This is a genomic window from Streptomyces sp. NEAU-YJ-81, from assembly GCF_017592595.1.
In the GTDB taxonomy this organism is placed as follows: domain Bacteria; phylum Actinomycetota; class Actinomycetes; order Streptomycetales; family Streptomycetaceae; genus Streptomyces; species Streptomyces hygroscopicus_B.
The window spans coordinates 85,294-104,729 of sequence record NZ_JAGFNO010000002.1; the positions used below are offsets into that span (position 1 = coordinate 85,294).

Here is a 19,436-nt window from a genome sequence, read left to right on the forward strand (position 1 = left end):
CCACATACGGAAAACCGTATGTGGGATCAGCCCGCCAGCCAGTCGTCGATCTCCGTCAGCATCCGCTGCCGGACCTCCTCCGGCGCGGCCGACCCGCGCACCGACTGGCGCGCCAGCTCGGCCAGTTCGGCGTCCGTGAAGCCGTGGTGCTCGCGCACCAGCTCGTACTGCGCCGCCAGCCGCGAGCCGAAGAGCAGTGGGTCGTCCGCCCCGAGCGCCATCGGCACCCCCGCGTCGTAGAGCGTCCGCAGCGGGACGTCCTCCGGCTTCTCGTAGACCCCGAGCGCCACGTTCGACGAGGGACACACCTCGCAGGTCACCTGGCGCTCGGCGAGCTTGGCGAGCAGCCGTGGGTCCTCCGCCGCGCGCACCCCGTGGCCGACCCGGGCCGCGCCGAGGTCGTCCAGGCAGTCCCGCACGCTGCCGGCGCCCGACAGCTCGCCGCCGTGCGGCGCGGCCAGCAGCCCGCCCTCCCGGGCGATGGCGAAGGCCCGGTCGAAGTCACGGGCGAATCCGCGCCGCTCGTCGTTGGAGAGGCCGAAGCCGACCACACCGCGGTCCGCGTAGCGCACCGCGAGCCGGGCGAGGGTGCGCGCCTCCAGCGGATGCTTCATGCGGTTGGCGGCGACCAGCACCCTGATCCCCAGCCCGGTGTCCGCGGAGGCGCTCTCGACCGCGTCCAGGATGACCTCCATCGCCGGGATCAGCCCGCCCAGACGCGGGGCGTACGAGGTGGGGTCGACCTGGATCTCCAGCCACTGGGCCCCGTCCCGCACGTCCTCCTGGGCCGCCTCGCGCACCAGCCGCCGGATGTCGTCGGCGTCCCGCAGGCAGGATCGTGCGATGTCGTACAGCCGCTGGAAGCGGAACCAGCCGCGCTCATCGGTGGCCCGCAACTTCGGCGGCTCACCGCCGCTCAGTGCCTCGGGCAGGTGGACGCCGTACTTGTCGGCGAGTTCCAGGAGGGTCGCGGGGCGCATGGAGCCGGTGAAGTGAAGATGCAGATGCGCTTTGGGGAGCAGGTGTACATCGCGTGCCATCTGCAGATCCTGCCGCACGAGCGGATCCGCCGGTACCGCTTTCCCCGAACGGGGAGGTGCACACATGAGGAAGGGCCGGATCCGCCCCCGCGGATTCCGGCCCGTTCCCTACGTGCGTGCGACCCGCGCGCCTTACGCGCTCGCCTCGCCCAGCAGCTTCTGCAGCCGGGAGACGCCCTCGACGAGGTCCTCGTCGCCCAGCGCGTACGACAGCCGCAGATAGCCCGGGGTGCCGAAAGCCTCGCCCGGCACCACCGCGACCTCGGCCTCCTCCAGGATCAGCTCCGCCAGTTCGACGCTGGTCCGCGGCCGCTTGCCGCGGATCTCCTTGCCGAGCAGCCCCTTGACCGAGGGATAGACGTAGAAGGCGCCCTCCGGCTCCGGGCACTCGACGCCGTCGATCTCGTTCAGCATCCGCACGATGGTGCGGCGGCGGCGGTCGAACGCCTCGCGCATCGTGGCCACGGCGTCGAGATCGCCGGAGACGGCGGCCAGCGCGGCGACCTGAGCGACATTGCTCACATTCGAGGTGGCGTGCGACTGCAGGTTGGTCGCGGCCTTGATGACGTCCTTGGGGCCGATGACCCAGCCCACCCGCCAGCCGGTCATCGCGTACGTCTTCGCGACACCGTTGACCACGATGCACTTGTCGCGCAGCTCGGGCACCACGACCGGCAGCGAGTGGAACTCCGCGTCGCCGTAGACCAGGTGCTCGTAGATCTCGTCGGTCAGCACCCACAGCCCGTGCTCGGCGGCCCAGCGGCCGACCTCCTCGATCTGCTCACGGCTGTAGACCGCGCCGGTGGGGTTCGAGGGGGAGACGAAGAGCAGCACCTTGGTGTGCTCGGTGCGGGCCGCCTCCAGCTGCTCGACGGAGACGCGGTAGCCGGTCGTCTCGTCGGCGACGACCTCCACCGGGACACCGCCGGCCAGCCGGATCGACTCCGGGTAGGTGGTCCAGTAGGGCGCGGGGACGATGACCTCGTCGCCCGGGTCCAGGATCGCGGCGAACGCCTCGTAGATCGCCTGCTTGCCGCCGTTGGTCACCAGGACCTGGGCCGCCTCGACCTCGTACCCGCTGTCGCGCAGCGTCTTCGCGGCGATCGCGGCCTTGAGCTCGGGGAGCCCGCCGGCCGGCGTGTAGCGGTGGTACTTCGGGTCGCGGCAGGCCGCCGCCGCGGCGTCGACGACGTAGTCGGGCGTGGGGAAGTCGGGCTCACCGGCGCCGAAGCCGATCACCGGACGGCCGGCGGCCTTGAGGGCCTTGGCCTTGGCGTCGACGGCGAGGGTCGCGGACTCGGAGATCGAGCCGATCCGGGCCGATACCCGCCGGTCGGTCGGGGACTGTACGGGGGGAGTAGCAGCGGTCATAGATGCATCGTCGCAGACGGGCGAAATGGGTGGCACACGGGTTTGCGGAGACTTCGCGCGCTTCTCGTTCGACGCCCGGCCGCCAAGCACGTACACTCAACCGTCGTTGGCCGATCAACAGCCGCATCCGACCGCACACTCCGTGCAGCCGGATGTATGCGGTAGGTTGGTGGTGCCGCGAAGGGTCGTAGCTCAATTGGTAGAGCACTGGTCTCCAAAACCAGCGGTTGGGGGTTCAAGTCCCTCCGGCCCTGCTACACGCACTTGTGATCAGGGTGCGTGCATGCGTACGCAAGGACAAGCACCGCTGTGCGGCCGGGCCGGACGCGGCACGGCCACGACCCGGATTCAGGTGAGGACGAGTGACGGAAGCCCTTGGCTCCACCGCGACGCCTGAGAGCGGTCGTCCCGATGAGGACGAGGTGGCGACCAAGCGGGGTCGCCGTGGTGGCAAGCGCGCGAAGAAGGGGCCCTTCGGCCGCCTCGCGCTCTTCTACCGCCAGATCATCGCTGAGCTGCGGAAGGTCGTCTGGCCCACCCGCGGTCAGCTGTCGACGTACACCAGTGTGGTGATCGTTTTCGTCCTCATCATGATCGGCATCGTGACCGTGATTGACTATGGGTTCAATAACGCCATCAAGTACGTCTTTGGCTGAGACCCACGCGAAAGGCGGCCGCCGTCCCGGCGTCGCCTCTTTCGCACGTTCCACCCCCTTGAAGCCAGGAAGAAGCAGCCACAGTGTCTGACCCGAACCTGAACGGCGCCGCCGAGCCCGTCGAGTCCCGTGAGGACGAGCTCGACATCGTTGAGGCGGCGGACTCCGACCAGGCTGAAGCAGCCGACGCCTCAGCGGGCGTGCCCGCCGAGGAGGACGCGTTGCATGTCGAGGGCGAGGACGCCCTCGAGGCCGATGCGGCCCCCGAGGCCGAGCCGGACGGGCTGGACGAGGCAGAGGACGCGGCCGAGGCGGAAGCTGAGGGCGCGGCCGAGATCGAGGTCGACCCGGTCGAGGCGCTCCGCGAGGAGCTGCGCGGACTGCCCGGTGAGTGGTACGTGATCCACACCTACGCGGGCTACGAGAAGCGCGTGAAGGCCAACCTGGAGCAGCGTGCCGTCTCGCTGAACGTCGAGGACTTCATCTATCAGGCCGAGGTCCCCGAGGAAGAGATCGTCCAGATCAAGAACGGCGAGCGCAAGAACGTCCGGCAGAACAAGCTGCCCGGCTATGTGCTCGTCCGCATGGACCTGACGAACGAGTCGTGGGGCGTCGTCCGCAACACTCCGGGTGTCACCGGCTTCGTGGGCAACGCCTACGACCCGTACCCGCTGACCCTGGACGAGATCGTCAAGATGCTCGCCCCCGAGGCCGAGGAGAAGGCCGCCAAGGCCGCCGCCGAGGAGAGCGGCATGCCGGCGCCGAGCCGCAAGGTCGAGGTCCAGGTGCTGGACTTCGAGGTCGGCGACTCGGTCACGGTCACCGACGGCCCGTTCGCGACCCTGCAGGCGACGATCAACGAGATCAACGCCGACTCGAAGAAGGTCAAGGGCCTGGTGGAGATCTTCGGCCGGGAGACCCCGGTCGAGCTGAGCTTCGACCAGATCCAGAAGAACTGAGTCTCCTCACCAGAACTTCCGAACAGGTCAGACGGGCTTTCGCGGCCGGTCTGACCTGCTCGGTTTTAAGGCGCACACCTATACCCGTTATCGTTGTGCGGTATGCCTCCATCCGGATGATCCGGTTCGGAGGCGAACCACCTCTCACTAGGACCCGGAGAGAGCATGCCTCCCAAGAAGAAGAAGGTCACGGGGCTGATCAAGCTCCAGATCCAGGCCGGCGCCGCGAACCCGGCCCCGCCGGTCGGCCCCGCGCTGGGCCAGCACGGCGTCAACATCATGGAGTTCTGCAAGGCCTACAACGCCGCGACCGAGTCGCAGCGTGGCATGGTCGTGCCGGTGGAGATCACGGTCTACGAGGACCGCTCCTTCACCTTCGTGACCAAGACCCCGCCGGCCGCCAAGCTGATCCTCAAGGCCGCGGGCGTGGAGAAGGGCTCCGGCGAGCCGCACAAGACCAAGGTCGCCAAGATCAGCCGCGACCAGGTGCGTGAGATCGCCACCACCAAGATGCCCGACCTGAACGCCAACGACCTGGACGCCGCCGAGAAGATCATCGCCGGCACCGCCCGTTCCATGGGCATCACGGTCGAGGGCTGACACCTCCACGGCGAGGGCTCAAAGCCCCCGCAGCCACGTGTGGCAGGGCCAAGCGCTGGCCCGGACCACGAACTCCACAACATCAGGAGCAACAGTGAGCAAGCGCAGCAAGACTCTCCGCGCTGCAGAGGCCAAGATCGACCGGGAGCGCAACTACGCCCCGCTCGAGGCCGTCCGTCTCGCGAAGGACACCTCCGCGACCAAGTTCGACGCGACCGTCGAGGTCGCCATGCGCCTGGGCGTCGACCCGCGCAAGGCCGACCAGATGGTCCGCGGCACCGTGAACCTGCCGCACGGCACCGGTAAGACCGCCCGGGTCCTGGTCTTCGCGACCGGTGACCGTGCTGCGGCCGCGGAGGCCGCCGGCGCCGACATCGTCGGCTCCGACGAGCTCATCGACGAGGTGTCCAAGGGGCGTCTGGACTTCGACGCCGTCGTCGCCACCCCGGACCTCATGGGCAAGGTCGGCCGCCTGGGCCGGGTGCTCGGTCCGCGTGGTCTGATGCCGAACCCGAAGACCGGAACCGTCACCCCGGACGTGGCCAAGGCCGTCACGGAGATCAAGGGCGGCAAGATCGAGTTCCGCGTCGACAAGCACTCCAACCTGCACTTCATCATCGGCAAGCTCTCGTTCGACGAGACCAAGCTGGTGGAGAACTACGCCGCGGCGCTGGAGGAGATCAACCGTCTCAAGCCGTCCGCCGCGAAGGGCCGCTACATCAAGAAGGCGACCCTGACCACCACGATGGGCCCCGGCATCCCGCTGGACGCCAACCGCACCCGCAACCTGCTGGTCGAGGAAGAGGCCGTCTGAGGCCGCCCCTGAACCAGCGCACCACGGTGTGCAACCGCCGGGCCCCCGCACCGCGTCGAAGGTGCGGGGGCCCGGCGTCTTCCGTTGTCGGTCCGCTCCGCTAAAGTCACTGCAGACGTAAAAGAGAAATAAAAAATAAGGGGGAGCCGTGCGCGGTACTCATGTCGGTGCGCGTTGGGCTATAGCCGCTGGAAGCGTCGTTCTCATGGTCGGCCTCACCGCGTGCGGGAGCGAGAAGTCCGACGACGACAAGGCCGGCGAGAAGACGGGCGACAAGTCCGGCCAGTCCGCGATGAGCCCGCTGGCGGCGCTCAAACTGGCCTCGCAGCGGACTGACCAGAAGAACTCGGCCAAGGTCGAGGGCACCACCAAGATGGGCGAGCAGAACTCGCAGATGTCCGGCTCCATGGACTGGGCCAACGGCATCCGGGCCAACATGTCCATCACCCAGAGCGGTGGCGCCATCGCCTCCTCCCCGATCGAGGGCAAGGCGATGGACGCGCGCTACACCCCGGACGCGATGTTCCTGAACATGGGCGACGAGTTCGCCGCGCAGGCCGGCAGTGGCAAGCACTGGGTGAAGTACGACTATGACGTGCTGGCCCAGAAGGCCGGTCCCTCGGGCGCGTTCCTGAAGGACCAGATGCAGAACAACAACCCGTCGCGCTCGGTCGAGCTGCTGCTCGCCACCGGCAAGGTCAAGAGCGTGGGCTCGGAGAACGTGAAGGGCGTCAAGGCCACGCACTACACGGGCACGGTCAAGGTCTCCGAGATCGCCAAGATGCAGTCCAAGGAGCTGAGCCAGTCGGACCTGGACGCTCTGCAGAAGCAGCTGGAGACCTCCGGCATGGACACCGAGACCATCGACCTGTGGGTCGACGACCAGAACCTGCTGGTCAAGAAGCGTGAGCAGGCCCAGAGCAACAACGGCTCCTACGACTCCACCGTCTACTACTCGGACTACGGCACCGCCGTGACGGTCGAGGAGCCGACGTCCTCGGACACCGTTGACTTCCAGGACATGCTCCAGCAGTAGAGCCGATTTGCCTGGCCGCGGCCCGTTCGCGTAATCTCCTACAGAAGCCAAAGACCGCTGGTTGTCGCTGTGCCCCCGTGAGGGGTTCGGTGGCTGAAGGATCCGCTAGCTGCGGGCGACCTGCGTAGGTGTATGTGGTTGAACTCCCGAACGGGCCGTGAGCCTGTGCCGGTCGAGTTACGCCCCGAGCGCCTGCGCCGGGGCGTTTTCGCATTGTCCAGTCTCCTTCCTTCAGGCCGTAGCGGTCCTCATCACCCGGAAGGAGGCCGAGGCTCATGGCGAGTCCTGACAAGGTCGCAGCCGTCGACGAGATGCGGGAGAAGTTCCGCACCTCCCACGCGGCTCTCGTGACCGCGTACACCGGTCTCACCGTTGCGCAGCTCAAGGAGCTGCGCCGTTCGCTCGGTGAGAACGTTCAGTACCGTGTGGTGAAGAACACGCTGACCAAGATCGCGGCCAACGAGGCCGGGATCAACCAGCTCGACGACCTGTTCGCGGGTTCGTCGGCCGTCGCCTTCGTGACCGGTGACCCGGTCGAGGCGGCGAAGGGTCTCCGTGACTTCGCCAAGGAGAACCCCGCTCTCGTCATCAAGGGCGGTGTCCTTGATGGCAAGGCGCTGTCCGCCGATGAGATCAAGAAGCTCGCGGACCTCGAGTCCCGTGAGGTGCTGCTCGCCAAGCTGGCGGGTGCGATGAAGGCCAAGCAGTCCCAGGCTGCCGCGCTCTTCCAGGCCCCGCTGTCCAAGTTCATCCGGACCGCCGAGGCGCTCCGGCAGAAGCAGGCCGAGCAGGGCGGTGCCGAATCCCCGGCTCCCGCCGAGGCCGAGTCCGAGTAATCAGGCTCCGGTCGCAGCGGGCCGGGAAGCCCGCCGACATGTTCATCCGGCACCACCTGCCGAATTAGTGGAAGGACCGCCATCATGGCGAAGCTCAGCCAGGACGACCTGCTCGCGCAGTTCGAGGAGATGACCCTCATCGAGCTCTCCGAGTTCGTGAAGGCCTTCGAGGAGAAGTTCGACGTCACCGCCGCCGCCCCGGCCGCCGTCGTGGCCGCCGCCCCGGGCGCCCCGGGTGCCGCTGCCCCGGCCGAGGAGGAGCAGGACGAGTTCGACGTCATCCTCACCGGCGCCGGCGACAAGAAGATCCAGGTCATCAAGGTTGTGCGTGAGCTGACCTCCCTGGGTCTGAAGGAGGCCAAGGACCTCGTGGACGGCGCCCCGAAGCCCGTTCTCGAGAAGGTCGCCAAGGACGCCGCCGAGAAGGCCGCCGAGTCCCTCAAGGGCGCCGGCGCCTCCGTCGAGGTCAAGTGACCTCTCGGTCCGCCGCCACACGCCGGTAGGACGTCCGGCGGCGCGGCCCGGTTCCAGCCAAGGGCGATCACCCGTTCGGGTGGTCGCCCTTCGGCGTTCCCGTCACGGCTACATTGTCTTACGGGGTTGTGGAGGTAGGGTGATCTTCGTTGCCTGTCGCCACGCCCTGTGACGATCTCGCCGGAGTGGGGGGCCTTGACGAACGGCACGCAGCGCGCAATTCTCAGGACGCGACGCCACATCGATCCAAAAGTCCGAGGCATGGATCGTCGGCGAAGCGGGCAGTATCGGTATGCGCATCGAGCGCGCGGGCTGCCGACAGGGCGGATGAAGACAACGAGGGGCGCGCCCCTCACCGGAGGGAGAGATTGGCACTGCCGGTCTCAGGAACTCGGCGCTGGACATCAGTGTGCCAAGTGGCTACACTGACCCTTTGCGCTGCCTGTTAGCTGCTCCCTGCCCGTCACCAGGGGCATACCTACCTTCGAGCACTACTGATGGAAACACCCTGACCAGGGATTTCATCCATGGGCTCTCGGTAGGACCGGTACGCGCGTAGTGAGTCCGAGCCCTCGGAAGGACCCCCTCTTGGCCGCCTCGCGCAACGCCTCGACTGCCAATACGAACAATGGCGCCAGCACCGCCCCGCTGCGCATCTCCTTTGCGAAGATCAGGGAGCCTCTCGAGGTTCCGAACCTCCTCGCGCTGCAGACCGAGAGCTTCGATTGGCTGCTCGGCAATGCCGCCTGGAAGGCTCGCGTCGAGGCTGCGCTGGACAGCGGTCAGGACGTCCCCACCAAGTCCGGTCTGGAAGAGATCTTCGAGGAGATCTCCCCGATCGAGGACTTCTCCGGGTCGATGTCCCTGACTTTCCGTGATCACCGTTTCGAGCCGCCGAAGAACTCGATCGACGAGTGCAAGGAGCGTGACTTCACCTACGCAGCTCCGCTCTTCGTCACGGCCGAGTTCACCAACAACGAGACCGGCGAGATCAAGTCCCAGACGGTCTTCATGGGCGACTTCCCGCTCATGACCGACAAGGGCACCTTCTGCATCAACGGCACCGAGCGTGTCGTCGTCTCGCAGCTGGTCCGCTCGCCGGGTGTCTACTTCGACTCCTCCATCGACAAGACGTCCGACAAGGACATCTTCTCCGTCAAGGTCATCCCCTCCCGGGGTGCCTGGCTGGAGATGGAGATCGACAAGCGCGACATGGTCGGTGTGCGCATCGACCGCAAGCGCAAGCAGTCCGTCACCGTTCTCCTGAAGGCTCTCGGTTGGACGACCGAGCAGATCCTGGAGGAGTTCGGCGAGTACGAGTCGATGCGCGCCACCCTGGAGAAGGACCACACCCAGGGCCAGGACGACGCGCTGCTCGACATCTACCGCAAGCTGCGTCCGGGCGAGCCCCCCACGCGTGAGGCCGCGCAGACGCTGCTCGAGAACCTCTACTTCAACCCGAAGCGCTACGACCTCGCGAAGGTCGGCCGCTACAAGGTCAACAAGAAGCTGGGTTCGGCCGCTCCGCTGGACGCGGGTGTCCTGACGGTCGAGGACGTCATCGCCTCGATCAAGTACCTGGTGAAGCTGCACGCCGGTGAGACCGAGACCGTCGGGGACAACGGCCAGTCCGTGGTCGTCGAGACCGACGACATCGACCACTTCGGCAACCGCCGTATCCGTAACGTCGGCGAGCTGATCCAGAACCAGGTCCGCACGGGTCTGGCCCGTATGGAGCGCGTCGTGCGTGAGCGCATGACGACTCAGGACGTCGAGGCGATCACGCCGCAGACCCTGATCAACATCCGGCCGGTCGTCGCCTCCATCAAGGAGTTCTTCGGCACCAGCCAGCTGTCGCAGTTCATGGACCAGACGAACCCGCTGTCGGGTCTGACCCACAAGCGCCGTCTGAACGCGCTCGGCCCCGGTGGTCTCTCCCGTGAGCGGGCGGGCTTCGAGGTCCGTGACGTGCACCCGTCGCACTACGGCCGCATGTGCCCGATCGAGACGCCCGAAGGCCCGAACATCGGTCTGATCGGCTCGCTCGCCTCGTACGGCCGGGTCAACGCGTTCGGTTTCATCGAGACCCCGTACCGCAAGGTCGTCGACGGTGTCGTCACCGACGACGTCGACTACCTGACCGCCGATGAAGAGGACCGCTTCGTCATCGCGCAGGCCAACGCCCCGCTGGCGGACGACCTGCGCTTCGCCGAGAACCGTGTCCTGGTCCGCCGCCGTGGCGGCGAGGTCGACTACATCCCCGGCGACGACGTCGACTACATGGACGTCTCGCCGCGCCAGATGGTGTCGGTCGCGACCGCGATGATCCCCTTCCTCGAGCACGACGACGCCAACCGCGCGCTCATGGGCTCGAACATGATGCGCCAGGCCGTGCCGCTGATCAAGGCGGAGTCCCCGCTGGTCGGCACTGGCATGGAGTACCGCTGTGCGGTCGACGCCGGCGACGTCATCAAGGCCGAGAAGGACGGTGTCGTCCAGGAGGTCTCCGCCGACTACGTGACGGTGGCCAACGACGACGGCACCTACACCACCTACCGGGTGGCCAAGTTCTCCCGCTCCAACCAGGGCACCTCCTTCAACCAGAAGGTCGTCGTGGACGAGGGTGCGCGGGTGATCGCCGGCCAGGTGCTGGCCGACGGCCCGTCCACCGAGGACGGCGAGATGGCGCTCGGCAAGAACCTCCTGGTGGCGTTCATGCCGTGGGAGGGCCACAACTACGAGGACGCGATCATCCTCAGCCAGCGTCTGGTGCAGGACGACGTCCTCTCCTCGATCCACATCGAGGAGCACGAGGTCGACGCCCGGGACACCAAGCTCGGCCCCGAGGAGATCACCCGGGACATCCCGAACGTCTCCGAGGAGGTCCTCGCCGACCTCGACGAGCGCGGCATCATCCGGATCGGTGCCGAGGTCGTCGCCGGCGACATCCTGGTCGGCAAGGTCACCCCGAAGGGTGAGACCGAGCTGACCCCGGAGGAGCGGCTGCTGCGCGCGATCTTCGGTGAGAAGGCCCGTGAGGTCCGTGACACCTCGCTGAAGGTGCCGCACGGTGAGATCGGCAAGGTCATCGGCGTCCGCGTCTTCGACCGCGAAGAGGGCGACGAGCTGCCGCCGGGCGTGAACCAGCTGGTCCGCGTCTACGTGGCGCAGAAGCGCAAGATCACCGATGGTGACAAGCTCGCCGGCCGTCACGGCAACAAGGGCGTCATCTCCAAGATCCTGCCGGTCGAGGACATGCCGTTCCTGGAGGACGGCACCCCGGTCGACATCATCCTCAACCCGCTGGGTGTCCCGTCCCGAATGAACCCGGGACAGGTCCTGGAGATCCACCTCGGCTGGCTGGCCTCTCGCGGCTGGAAGGTCGAGGGCTCCGAGGACTGGATGCAGCGGCTCCAGGCCATCGGCGCCGACGAGGTCCAGCCCGGCACCAACGTCGCGACCCCGGTCTTCGACGGCGCCCGCGAGGACGAGATCGCCGGTCTCTTCGACTCGACGATCCCGAACCGCGACGGCGACCGCCTGGTCCAGTCGTCCGGCAAGGCCCGGCTCTTCGACGGCCGCTCCGGTGAGCCGTTCCCGGAGCCGATCTCGGTCGGCTACATGTACATCCTCAAGCTGCACCACCTGGTGGACGACAAGCTGCACGCCCGTTCCACCGGTCCGTACTCGATGATCACCCAGCAGCCGCTGGGTGGTAAGGCTCAGTTCGGTGGCCAGCGCTTCGGCGAGATGGAGGTGTGGGCGCTGGAGGCTTACGGCGCCGCGTACGCCCTCCAGGAGCTGCTGACCATCAAGTCCGACGACGTGACCGGCCGCGTGAAGGTCTACGAGGCCATCGTCAAGGGCGAGAACATTCCCGAGCCCGGCATCCCCGAGTCCTTCAAGGTGCTCATCAAGGAGATGCAGTCCCTGTGCCTCAACGTGGAGGTGCTGTCGTCCGACGGCATGTCCATCGAGATGCGCGACACCGACGAGGACGTCTTCCGCGCTGCGGAGGAGCTCGGTATCGACCTGTCCCGGCGCGAGCCGAGCAGCGTCGAAGAGGTCTGACGGGTCTGGCCGGGGCGGTACGTACGCTCAGCCCCGGCCTCTCCCCGGACCCCCAGTCAGACCCGAAGACACGACCCTGAAAGAGGGATTGACGACAAGTGCTCGACGTCAACTTCTTCGACGAGCTGCGGATCGGCCTCGCCACTGCTGACGACATCCGTCAGTGGTCCCACGGTGAGGTCAAGAAGCCGGAGACCATCAACTACCGCACCCTCAAGCCCGAAAAGGACGGACTCTTCTGCGAGAAGATCTTCGGTCCGACCCGGGACTGGGAGTGCTACTGCGGCAAGTACAAGCGCGTCCGATTCAAGGGCATCATCTGTGAGCGGTGTGGCGTCGAGGTCACCCGCGCCAAGGTGCGCCGTGAGCGGATGGGCCACATTGAGCTGGCCGCTCCCGTCACCCACATCTGGTACTTCAAGGGCGTGCCCAGCCGTCTGGGCTACCTGCTCGACCTCGCCCCGAAGGACCTCGAGAAGGTCATCTACTTCGCCGCCTACATGATCACGTGGGTGGACGAGGAGCGCCGCACGCGCGACCTGCCCTCGCTGGAGGCTCATGTCTCCGTCGAGCGTCAGCAGATCGAGCAGCGCCGCGACGCCGACCTGGAGGCCCGCGCCAAGAAGCTCGAGGCGGACCTCGCCGAGCTCGAGGCCGAGGGTGCCAAGGCCGATGTGCGCCGTAAGGTGCGCGAGGGCGCCGAGCGCGAGATGAAGCAGCTTCGTGACCGCGCCCAGCGCGAGATCGACCGTCTCGACGAGGTGTGGAACCGCTTCAAGAACCTCAAGGTCCAGGACCTGGAGGGCGACGAGCTGCTCTACCGCGAGCTGCGTGACCGCTTCGGCACGTACTTCATGGGCGGCATGGGCGCCGCGGCGCTGCAGAAGCGCCTGGAGTCCTTCGACCTCGACGAGGAGGCCGAGAAGCTCCGCGAGATCATCCGGACCGGCAAGGGCCAGAAGAAGACCCGTGCGCTCAAGCGCCTCAAGGTCGTCTCCGCCTTCCTGCAGACCCGCAACAGCCCCAACGGCATGGTGCTGGACTGCGTCCCGGTGATCCCGCCGGACCTGCGTCCGATGGTGCAGCTGGACGGTGGCCGCTTCGCGACCTCCGACCTGAACGACCTGTACCGCCGTGTGATCAACCGGAACAACCGCCTCAAGCGTCTCCTTGACCTCGGTGCCCCCGAGATCATCGTGAACAACGAGAAGCGGATGCTGCAGGAGGCCGTCGACGCGCTGTTCGACAACGGCCGCCGCGGCCGCCCGGTGACCGGTCCCGGTAACCGTCCGCTGAAGTCCCTCAGCGACATGCTGAAGGGCAAGCAGGGCCGGTTCCGTCAGAACCTGCTCGGTAAGCGTGTCGACTACTCGGCCCGTTCGGTCATCGTCGTCGGCCCGCAGCTCAAGCTGCACCAGTGCGGTCTGCCCAAGGCCATGGCGCTGGAGCTCTTCAAGCCGTTCGTGATGAAGCGCCTGGTGGACCTGAACCACGCGCAGAACATCAAGTCGGCCAAGCGCATGGTCGAGCGCGGCCGCACGGTCGTGTACGACGTGCTCGAAGAGGTCATCGCCGAGCACCCGGTGCTGCTGAACCGTGCGCCGACCCTGCACCGCCTCGGCATCCAGGCCTTCGAGCCGCAGCTGGTCGAGGGCAAGGCCATTCAGATCCACCCGCTCGTCTGCACCGCGTTCAACGCGGACTTCGACGGTGACCAGATGGCCGTGCACCTGCCGCTGTCCGCGGAGGCGCAGGCCGAGGCCCGCATCCTGATGCTGTCCTCGAACAACATCCTCAAGCCGGCCGACGGCCGGCCGGTGACCATGCCGACCCAGGACATGGTGCTGGGCCTGTTCTTCCTCACCACCGACGAGGAGGAGCGCGAGGTCAAGGGCGAGGGCCGGTTCTTCGGCTCGGCCGCCGAGGCGACCATGGCGTTCGACGCCCGGGAGCTCTCGCTCCAGGCGAAGATCGACATCCGCTTCCCGATCGGCACCGTCCCGCCGCGCGGCTGGACCCCGCCGATCCCGGAGGAGGGCGAGCCCGCTTGGCAGCCCGGTGACAGCTTCCGGCTGCGCACCACGCTGGGCCGCGCGCTCTTCAACGAGCTGCTGCCCGAGGACTACCCGTTCGTCGACTACTCGGTGGGCAAGAAGCAGCTCTCCGAGATCGTCAACGACCTCGCCGAGCGCTACCCCAAGGTCATCGTCGCGGCGACGCTGGACAACCTGAAGGCGGCCGGTTTCCACTGGGCCACCCGCTCCGGTGTCACCGTCGCCATCTCCGACATCGTCGTGCCCGAGGCCAAGAAGGCCATCATCACGGGCTACGAGGCGCAGGACGAGAAGGTCCAGAAGCAGTACGAGCGTGGTCTGATCACCAAGGACGAGCGCACCCAGGAACTGATCGCGATCTGGACCAAGGCGACCAACGAGGTCGCCGAGGCGATGAACGCGAACTTCCCGAAGACCAACCCGATCTTCATGATGGTCGACTCGGGCGCGCGCGGAAACATGATGCAGATGCGTCAGATCGCCGGTATGCGTGGTCTGGTGTCCAACGCGAAGAACGAGACCATCCCGCGGCCCATCAAGGCGTCGTTCCGTGAGGGTCTCTCCGTGCTGGAGTACTTCATCTCCACCCACGGTGCCCGTAAGGGTCTCGCCGACACCGCCCTGCGTACCGCCGACTCGGGTTACCTGACCCGACGTCTGGTGGACGTCTCCCAGGACGTGATCATCCGCGAGGAGGACTGCGGCACCGACCGCGGCCTCAAGCTCGTGATCGCGTCCAAGGGTGCGGACGGCGTGCTGCGCAAGGCGGAGGACGCCGAGACCAGCGTGTACGCGCGCTGCCTCGCCGAGGACATCGTCGTCGAAGGCAAGGTCCTGGGCCCGGCCGGCACCGACCTGGGCGATGTGCTCATCGACGAGCTGGTCCGCCACGGTGTGGAGACGGTCAAGACCCGTTCGGTGCTCACCTGCGAGTCCGCCGTCGGCACCTGCGCCATGTGCTACGGCCGCTCGCTGGCGACCGGCAAGCTGGTGGACATCGGCGAGGCGGTCGGCATCATCGCCGCCCAGTCCATCGGTGAGCCCGGCACCCAGCTGACGATGCGTACCTTCCACACCGGTGGTGTGGCCGGTGACGACATCACCCAGGGTCTGCCGCGTGTCGTCGAGCTCTTCGAGGCCCGTACGCCCAAGGGTGTCGCCCCGATCTCGGAGGCGGCCGGCCGCGTCCGGATCGAGGAGACCGAGAAGACCAAGAAGCTCGTCGTCACCCCGGACGACGGCTCCGACGAGACCGCCTTCGGCGTCTCCAAGCGAGCCCGTCTCCTGGTGGGCGAGGGCGACCGCGTCGACGTCGGCCAGCCGCTGACCGTGGGTGCCGTCAACCCGCACGACGTGCTGCGCATCCTCGGCCAGCGCGCCGTCCAGGTGCACCTGGTGGGCGAGGTCCAGAAGGTCTACAACTCGCAGGGTGTGTCGATCCACGACAAGCACATCGAGATCATCATCCGGCAGATGCTGCGCCGGGTGACGATCATCGAGTCCGGCGACGCTGAGCTGCTGCCGGGCGAGCTCGTGGAGCGCTCGCGCTTCGAGTCGGAGAACCGTCGTGTGGTCCAGGAAGGCGGCCACCCGGCCTCCGGCCGTCCGCAGCTGATGGGTATCACCAAGGCCTCGCTGGCGACCGAGTCCTGGCTGTCGGCGGCGTCCTTCCAGGAGACGACCCGGGTGCTCACCGACGCGGCGATCAACGCCAAGTCGGACTCCCTGATCGGCCTCAAGGAGAACGTGATCATCGGTAAGCTCATCCCGGCCGGTACGGGCCTGTCCCGCTACCGCAACATCCGGGTCGAGCCGACCGAGGAGGCGAAGGCCGCGATGTACTCGGCCGTCGGTTACGACGACATCGACTACTCGCCCTTCGGCACGGGCTCCGGCCAGGCGGTTCCGCTGGAGGACTACGACTACGGTCCGTACAACCAGTAAGTCCCGATCCGCTCGCAGGGCGGTCACCCCCATGGTGGGGTGGCCGCCCTACGGCGTTTCCGGACGGCTCGGCCGGAGGCAAAAGTCGAGTAGCCCATTTCCGGCGTGTCGGGGCGCTCTGCATTTGTTTTGACCGAAGTCGATGAGGTAGGTACGCTCAGACCTTGTGCCTGGGGTGTGCCCGGGTCCTTGCGTGTGCGCCCCCAGCCTTCGGCGGGGAGGTGCCTCAGCATGCGAGGGGCCGAGGTGTCGACACCAACAATCCGCACTCTCCGAACATTCGCAGAGGGCTGCGGTGCGCGACACACCCGACCGCGTGGGTCGGAGAAGCCCCAGGTTAGCTTTATCGAGATCGGCACACAGAAACCGGAGAAACGGTGCCTACGATCCAGCAGCTGGTCCGCAAGGGCCGGCAGGACAAGGTCGAGAAGAACAAGACCCCCGCCCTCGCGGGGTCGCCGCAGCGCCGTGGGACATGCACTCGCGTGTTCACCACGACGCCGAAGAAGCCGAACTCGGCGCTCCGCAAGGTCGCGCGTGTCCGGCTGAGCAGTGGGATCGAGGTCACCGCCTACGTCCCGGGTGAGGGGCACAACCTGCAGGAGCACTCCATCGTGCTCGTGCGCGGCGGTCGTGTGAAGGACCTGCCGGGTGTTCGTTACAAGATCATCCGCGGCTCCCTCGACACGCAGGGCGTCAAGAACCGCAAGCAGGCTCGCAGCCGCTACGGCGCCAAGAAGGAGAAGTAAGAATGCCTCGTAAGGGTCCCGCCCCGAAGCGCCCGGTCATCATCGACCCGGTTTACAACTCTCCTCTTGTGACGTCCCTCATCAACAAGGTGCTGCTGAACGGCAAGCGCTCCACCGCCGAGCGCATCGTCTACGGCGCCATGGAGGGCCTGCGCGACAAGTCCGGCAACGACCCGGTCATCACGCTCAAGCGCGCCCTGGAGAACGTGAAGCCGACCCTCGAGGTCCGCTCCCGTCGTGTCGGTGGCGCCACCTACCAGGTGCCGGTCGAGGTCCGTCCCGGCCGCTCCTCCACCCTCGCCCTGCGCTGGCTCGTGGGCTACTCCCGCGCCCGTCGCGAGAAGACCATGACCGAGCGGCTCATGAACGAGCTGCTGGACGCCAGCAATGGTCTGGGCGCCTCCGTCAAGCGGCGTGAGGACACCCACAAGATGGCCGAGTCCAACAAGGCCTTCGCGCACTACCGCTGGTAGTCGCTACCCCATCGAGAACCGAGAGAAGACTGAGCCAGATGGCCACCACTTCACTTGACCTGGCCAAGGTCCGCAACATCGGGATCATGGCACACATCGACGCGGGCAAGACGACCACCACCGAGCGGATTCTGTTCTACACCGGCGTGAGCTACAAGATCGGTGAAGTCCACGACGGCGCTGCCACCATGGACTGGATGGAGCAGGAGCAGGAGCGCGGCATCACGATCACGTCGGCCGCGACGACCTGTCACTGGCCGCTTGAGAACGTCGATCACACCATCAACATCATCGACACCCCGGGGCACGTCGACTTCACCGTCGAGGTGGAGCGTTCGCTGCGCGTGCTCGACGGTGCCGTGACCGTGTTCGATGGCGTCGCCGGTGTGGAGCCGCAGTCCGAGACGGTGTGGCGTCAGGCGGACCGCTACGGCGTTCCGCGTATCTGCTTCGTCAACAAGCTCGACCGCACCGGTGCCGAGTTCCACCGCTGCGTCGACATGATCACGGACCGTCTGGGCGCGGTGCCGATCGTCATGCAGCTGCCGATCGGCACCGAGGCCGACTTCAAGGGTGTCGTCGACCTCGTCACCATGAAGGCGCTGGTCTGGTCCGCCGAGGCGACCAAGGGCGAGATGTACGACACCGTCGACATCCCGGACACCCACACCGAGGCCGCCGACGAGTGGCGCGGCAAGCTGCTCGAGACCGTCGCCGAGAACGACGAAGAGATGATGGAGCTGTACCTGGAGGGCGAGGAGCCCACCGTGGAGCAGCTGTACGCGGCGATCCGCCGCATCACCATCGCCTCCGGCAAGGGCGACGGCACCACCGTCACCCCCGTGTTCTGTGGCACCGCGTTCAAGAACAAGGGCGTGCAGCCCCTGCTCGACGCCGTGGTCCGGTACCTCCCGTCGCCGATCGACATCGAGGCGATCGAAGGGCACTCGGTCAAGGACCCGGACGAGGTCATCAAGCGTCGTCCGTCCGAGGAGGAGCCGCTCTCGGCTCTGGCGTTCAAGATCGCGAGCGACCCGCACCTCGGCAAGCTCACCTTCATCCGTGTGTACTCCGGCCGCATGGAGGCCGGCACCCAGGTGCTGAACTCCGTGAAGGGCAAGAAGGAGCGCATCGGCAAGATCTACCGGATGCACGCGAACAAGCGTGAGGAGATCGACTCGGTGGGTGCCGGCGACATCGTCGCCGTCATGGGTCTGAAGCAGACCACCACCGGTGAGACCCTCTCCGACTCGTCGAACCCGGTGATCCTGGAGTCCATGGACTTCCCGGCCCCGGTCATCGAGGTGGCCATCGAGCCGAAGTCCAAGGGCGACCAGGAGAAGCTCGCCGTCGCGATCCAGCGGCTTGCCGAGGAGGACCCGTCCTTCCGCGTCAAGACCGACGAGGAGACCGGCCAGACGATCATCTCCGGCATGGGCGAGCTGCACCTGGACGTGCTGGTCGACCGTATGCGCCGCGAGTTCAAGGTCGAGGCCAACGTCGGTAAGCCGCAGGTGGCCTACCGCGAGACGCTGCGCAAGGCGGTCGAGCGGTACGACTACACGCACAAGAAGCAGACTGGTGGTTCCGGCCAGTTCGCGAAGGTGCAGATCGCGCTGGCGCCGCTCGAGGGCGACGGCTACGAGTTCGAGAACAAGGTCACCGGTGGCCGCATCCCGCGGGAGTACATCCCGTCCGTGGACGCGGGCTGCCAGGAGGCCATGGAGTTCGGCGTGCTCGCGGGCTACCCGCTGACCGGTGTGAAGGTCACCCTGCTCGACGGTGGCTACCACGAGGTCGACTCGTCCGAGATGGCGTTCAAGATCGCCGGTTCGATGGCCTTCAAGGAGGCTGCCCGCAAGGCCAGCCCGGCCCTGCTCGAGCCGATGATGAAGGTCGAGGTCACCACGCCCGAGGACTACATGGGTGACGTGATCGGCGACATCAACTCCCGTCGCGGGCAGATCCAGTCCATGGAGGACCGGAGCGGCGCCAAGCTGGTCACCGGCCTGGTTCCGCTGTCGGAGATGTTCGGCTACGTGGGCGACCTGCGCAGCAAGACGTCCGGCCGCGCCAGCTACTCCATGCAGTTCGACTCCTACGCCGAGGTTCCGCGGAACGTCGCCGAGGAGATCATCGCGAAGGCCAAGGGCGAGTAAGGCGGGTTCATCCGCTTTCCTCACCCTTTAGGCTGGAAGCACAAGGCATCGGGGCATTCGTCGTGGAGCGCGTCCACCGCGTTCCATGACGGGGCCCCTGGCGCCGGCCCCCCAGACGAATACGGCGAAGGGCATCCCCCTCGGGGTCCTGGCCGGTTCGGTAAGAAAACCTGAACCCATCCGCAAAGCGTGGATGCGTT

Annotated in this window: 14 protein-coding genes and 1 tRNA gene; 13 read left to right on the forward strand and 2 right to left on the reverse strand. The window is 66.9% G+C overall.

Annotation, left to right across the window (positions count from 1 at the left end; all coding sequences use genetic code 11):
- Positions 1–26 precede the first annotated feature (26 nt).
- Together J5X86_RS05885 and J5X86_RS05890 are read right to left on the reverse strand one after the other, a co-directional pair.
- The gene (locus tag J5X86_RS05885) at positions 27–1,040 is read right to left on the reverse strand and encodes an adenosine deaminase (protein ID WP_208515743.1); all 1,014 of its coding nucleotides are present in this window, start codon (positions 1,038–1,040) and stop codon (positions 27–29) included.
- A 132-nt stretch (positions 1,041–1,172) separates the two neighbouring features.
- The gene (locus tag J5X86_RS05890) at positions 1,173–2,411 is read right to left on the reverse strand and encodes a pyridoxal phosphate-dependent aminotransferase (protein ID WP_208515744.1); all 1,239 of its coding nucleotides are present in this window, start codon (positions 2,409–2,411) and stop codon (positions 1,173–1,175) included.
- A 181-nt stretch (positions 2,412–2,592) separates the two neighbouring features.
- Here J5X86_RS05890 and J5X86_RS05895 point away from each other — a divergent pair.
- The 13 genes from J5X86_RS05895 (at position 2,593) to fusA (ending at position 19,236) form a co-directional block, all read left to right on the forward strand.
- A tRNA-Trp gene (locus tag J5X86_RS05895) sits at positions 2,593–2,665 on the forward strand.
- Positions 2,666–2,773: 108 nt separating this feature from the next.
- Positions 2,774–3,067, forward strand: coding sequence for a preprotein translocase subunit SecE (secE, locus tag J5X86_RS05900; RefSeq protein WP_043235335.1), 294 nt, complete (start codon positions 2,774–2,776; stop codon positions 3,065–3,067).
- Between the two features lie 83 nt (positions 3,068–3,150).
- Positions 3,151–4,026 carry a transcription termination/antitermination protein NusG gene (gene nusG / locus J5X86_RS05905; RefSeq protein WP_208515745.1) on the forward strand — a complete coding sequence of 292 codons (876 nt, stop codon included), beginning with the start codon at positions 3,151–3,153 and terminating at the stop codon, positions 4,024–4,026.
- A gap of 165 nt (positions 4,027–4,191) precedes the next feature.
- Positions 4,192–4,626 (forward strand): 50S ribosomal protein L11, encoded by a 435-nt coding sequence (rplK, locus tag J5X86_RS05910; protein ID WP_044571693.1) that lies wholly within the window; start codon positions 4,192–4,194, stop codon positions 4,624–4,626.
- 94 nt (positions 4,627–4,720) lie between these two features.
- Positions 4,721–5,440, forward strand: a complete 720-nt coding sequence (rplA, locus tag J5X86_RS05915) for a 50S ribosomal protein L1 (RefSeq protein ID WP_014054147.1) — start codon at positions 4,721–4,723, stop codon at positions 5,438–5,440.
- Between the two features lie 205 nt (positions 5,441–5,645).
- A complete protein-coding gene (locus J5X86_RS05920; RefSeq protein WP_078642904.1) occupies positions 5,646–6,476 on the forward strand; it encodes a hypothetical protein in 831 nt (276 codons plus the stop codon).
- A 275-nt stretch (positions 6,477–6,751) separates the two neighbouring features.
- The gene (rplJ, locus tag J5X86_RS05925; RefSeq protein ID WP_014054149.1) at positions 6,752–7,312 is read left to right on the forward strand and encodes a 50S ribosomal protein L10; all 561 of its coding nucleotides are present in this window, start codon (positions 6,752–6,754) and stop codon (positions 7,310–7,312) included.
- Positions 7,313–7,396: 84 nt separating this feature from the next.
- Positions 7,397–7,786, forward strand: coding sequence for a 50S ribosomal protein L7/L12 (rplL, locus tag J5X86_RS05930; RefSeq protein WP_014054150.1), 390 nt, complete (start codon positions 7,397–7,399; stop codon positions 7,784–7,786).
- A gap of 588 nt (positions 7,787–8,374) precedes the next feature.
- Positions 8,375–11,857 carry a DNA-directed RNA polymerase subunit beta gene (gene rpoB, locus J5X86_RS05935; protein ID WP_078642905.1) on the forward strand — a complete coding sequence of 1,161 codons (3,483 nt, stop codon included), beginning with the start codon at positions 8,375–8,377 and terminating at the stop codon, positions 11,855–11,857.
- Between the two features lie 98 nt (positions 11,858–11,955).
- Positions 11,956–15,855 carry a DNA-directed RNA polymerase subunit beta' gene (locus J5X86_RS05940; RefSeq protein WP_208515746.1) on the forward strand — a complete coding sequence of 1,300 codons (3,900 nt, stop codon included), beginning with the start codon at positions 11,956–11,958 and terminating at the stop codon, positions 15,853–15,855.
- Positions 15,856–16,232: 377 nt separating this feature from the next.
- A complete protein-coding gene (gene rpsL / locus J5X86_RS05945) occupies positions 16,233–16,604 on the forward strand; it encodes a 30S ribosomal protein S12 (RefSeq protein WP_014054153.1) in 372 nt (123 codons plus the stop codon).
- Positions 16,605–16,606: 2 nt separating this feature from the next.
- The gene (gene rpsG / locus J5X86_RS05950; protein WP_078642907.1) at positions 16,607–17,077 is read left to right on the forward strand and encodes a 30S ribosomal protein S7; all 471 of its coding nucleotides are present in this window, start codon (positions 16,607–16,609) and stop codon (positions 17,075–17,077) included.
- A 38-nt stretch (positions 17,078–17,115) separates the two neighbouring features.
- Positions 17,116–19,236, forward strand: a complete 2,121-nt coding sequence (fusA, locus tag J5X86_RS05955) for an elongation factor G (protein WP_208515747.1) — start codon at positions 17,116–17,118, stop codon at positions 19,234–19,236.
- Positions 19,237–19,436: the final 200 nt, after the last annotated feature.

What these genes read in the sequence shown, in the direction of transcription:
- J5X86_RS05885 (WP_208515743.1), bottom strand. Translation starts at nt 1,040, where the DNA reads ATGGCACGCGATGTACACCTGCTCCCCAAAGCGCATCTGCATCTTCAC.
- J5X86_RS05890 (WP_208515744.1), bottom strand. Translation starts at nt 2,411, where the DNA reads ATGACCGCTGCTACTCCCCCCGTACAGTCCCCGACCGACCGGCGGGTA.
- rplK (WP_044571693.1), top strand. Translation starts at nt 4,192, where the DNA reads ATGCCTCCCAAGAAGAAGAAGGTCACGGGGCTGATCAAGCTCCAGATC.
- J5X86_RS05920 (WP_078642904.1), top strand. Translation starts at nt 5,646, where the DNA reads ATGGTCGGCCTCACCGCGTGCGGGAGCGAGAAGTCCGACGACGACAAG.
- rplJ (WP_014054149.1), top strand. Translation starts at nt 6,752, where the DNA reads ATGGCGAGTCCTGACAAGGTCGCAGCCGTCGACGAGATGCGGGAGAAG.
- rplL (WP_014054150.1), top strand. Translation starts at nt 7,397, where the DNA reads ATGGCGAAGCTCAGCCAGGACGACCTGCTCGCGCAGTTCGAGGAGATG.
- rpsG (WP_078642907.1), top strand. Translation starts at nt 16,607, where the DNA reads ATGCCTCGTAAGGGTCCCGCCCCGAAGCGCCCGGTCATCATCGACCCG.
- fusA (WP_208515747.1), top strand. Translation starts at nt 17,116, where the DNA reads ATGGCCACCACTTCACTTGACCTGGCCAAGGTCCGCAACATCGGGATC.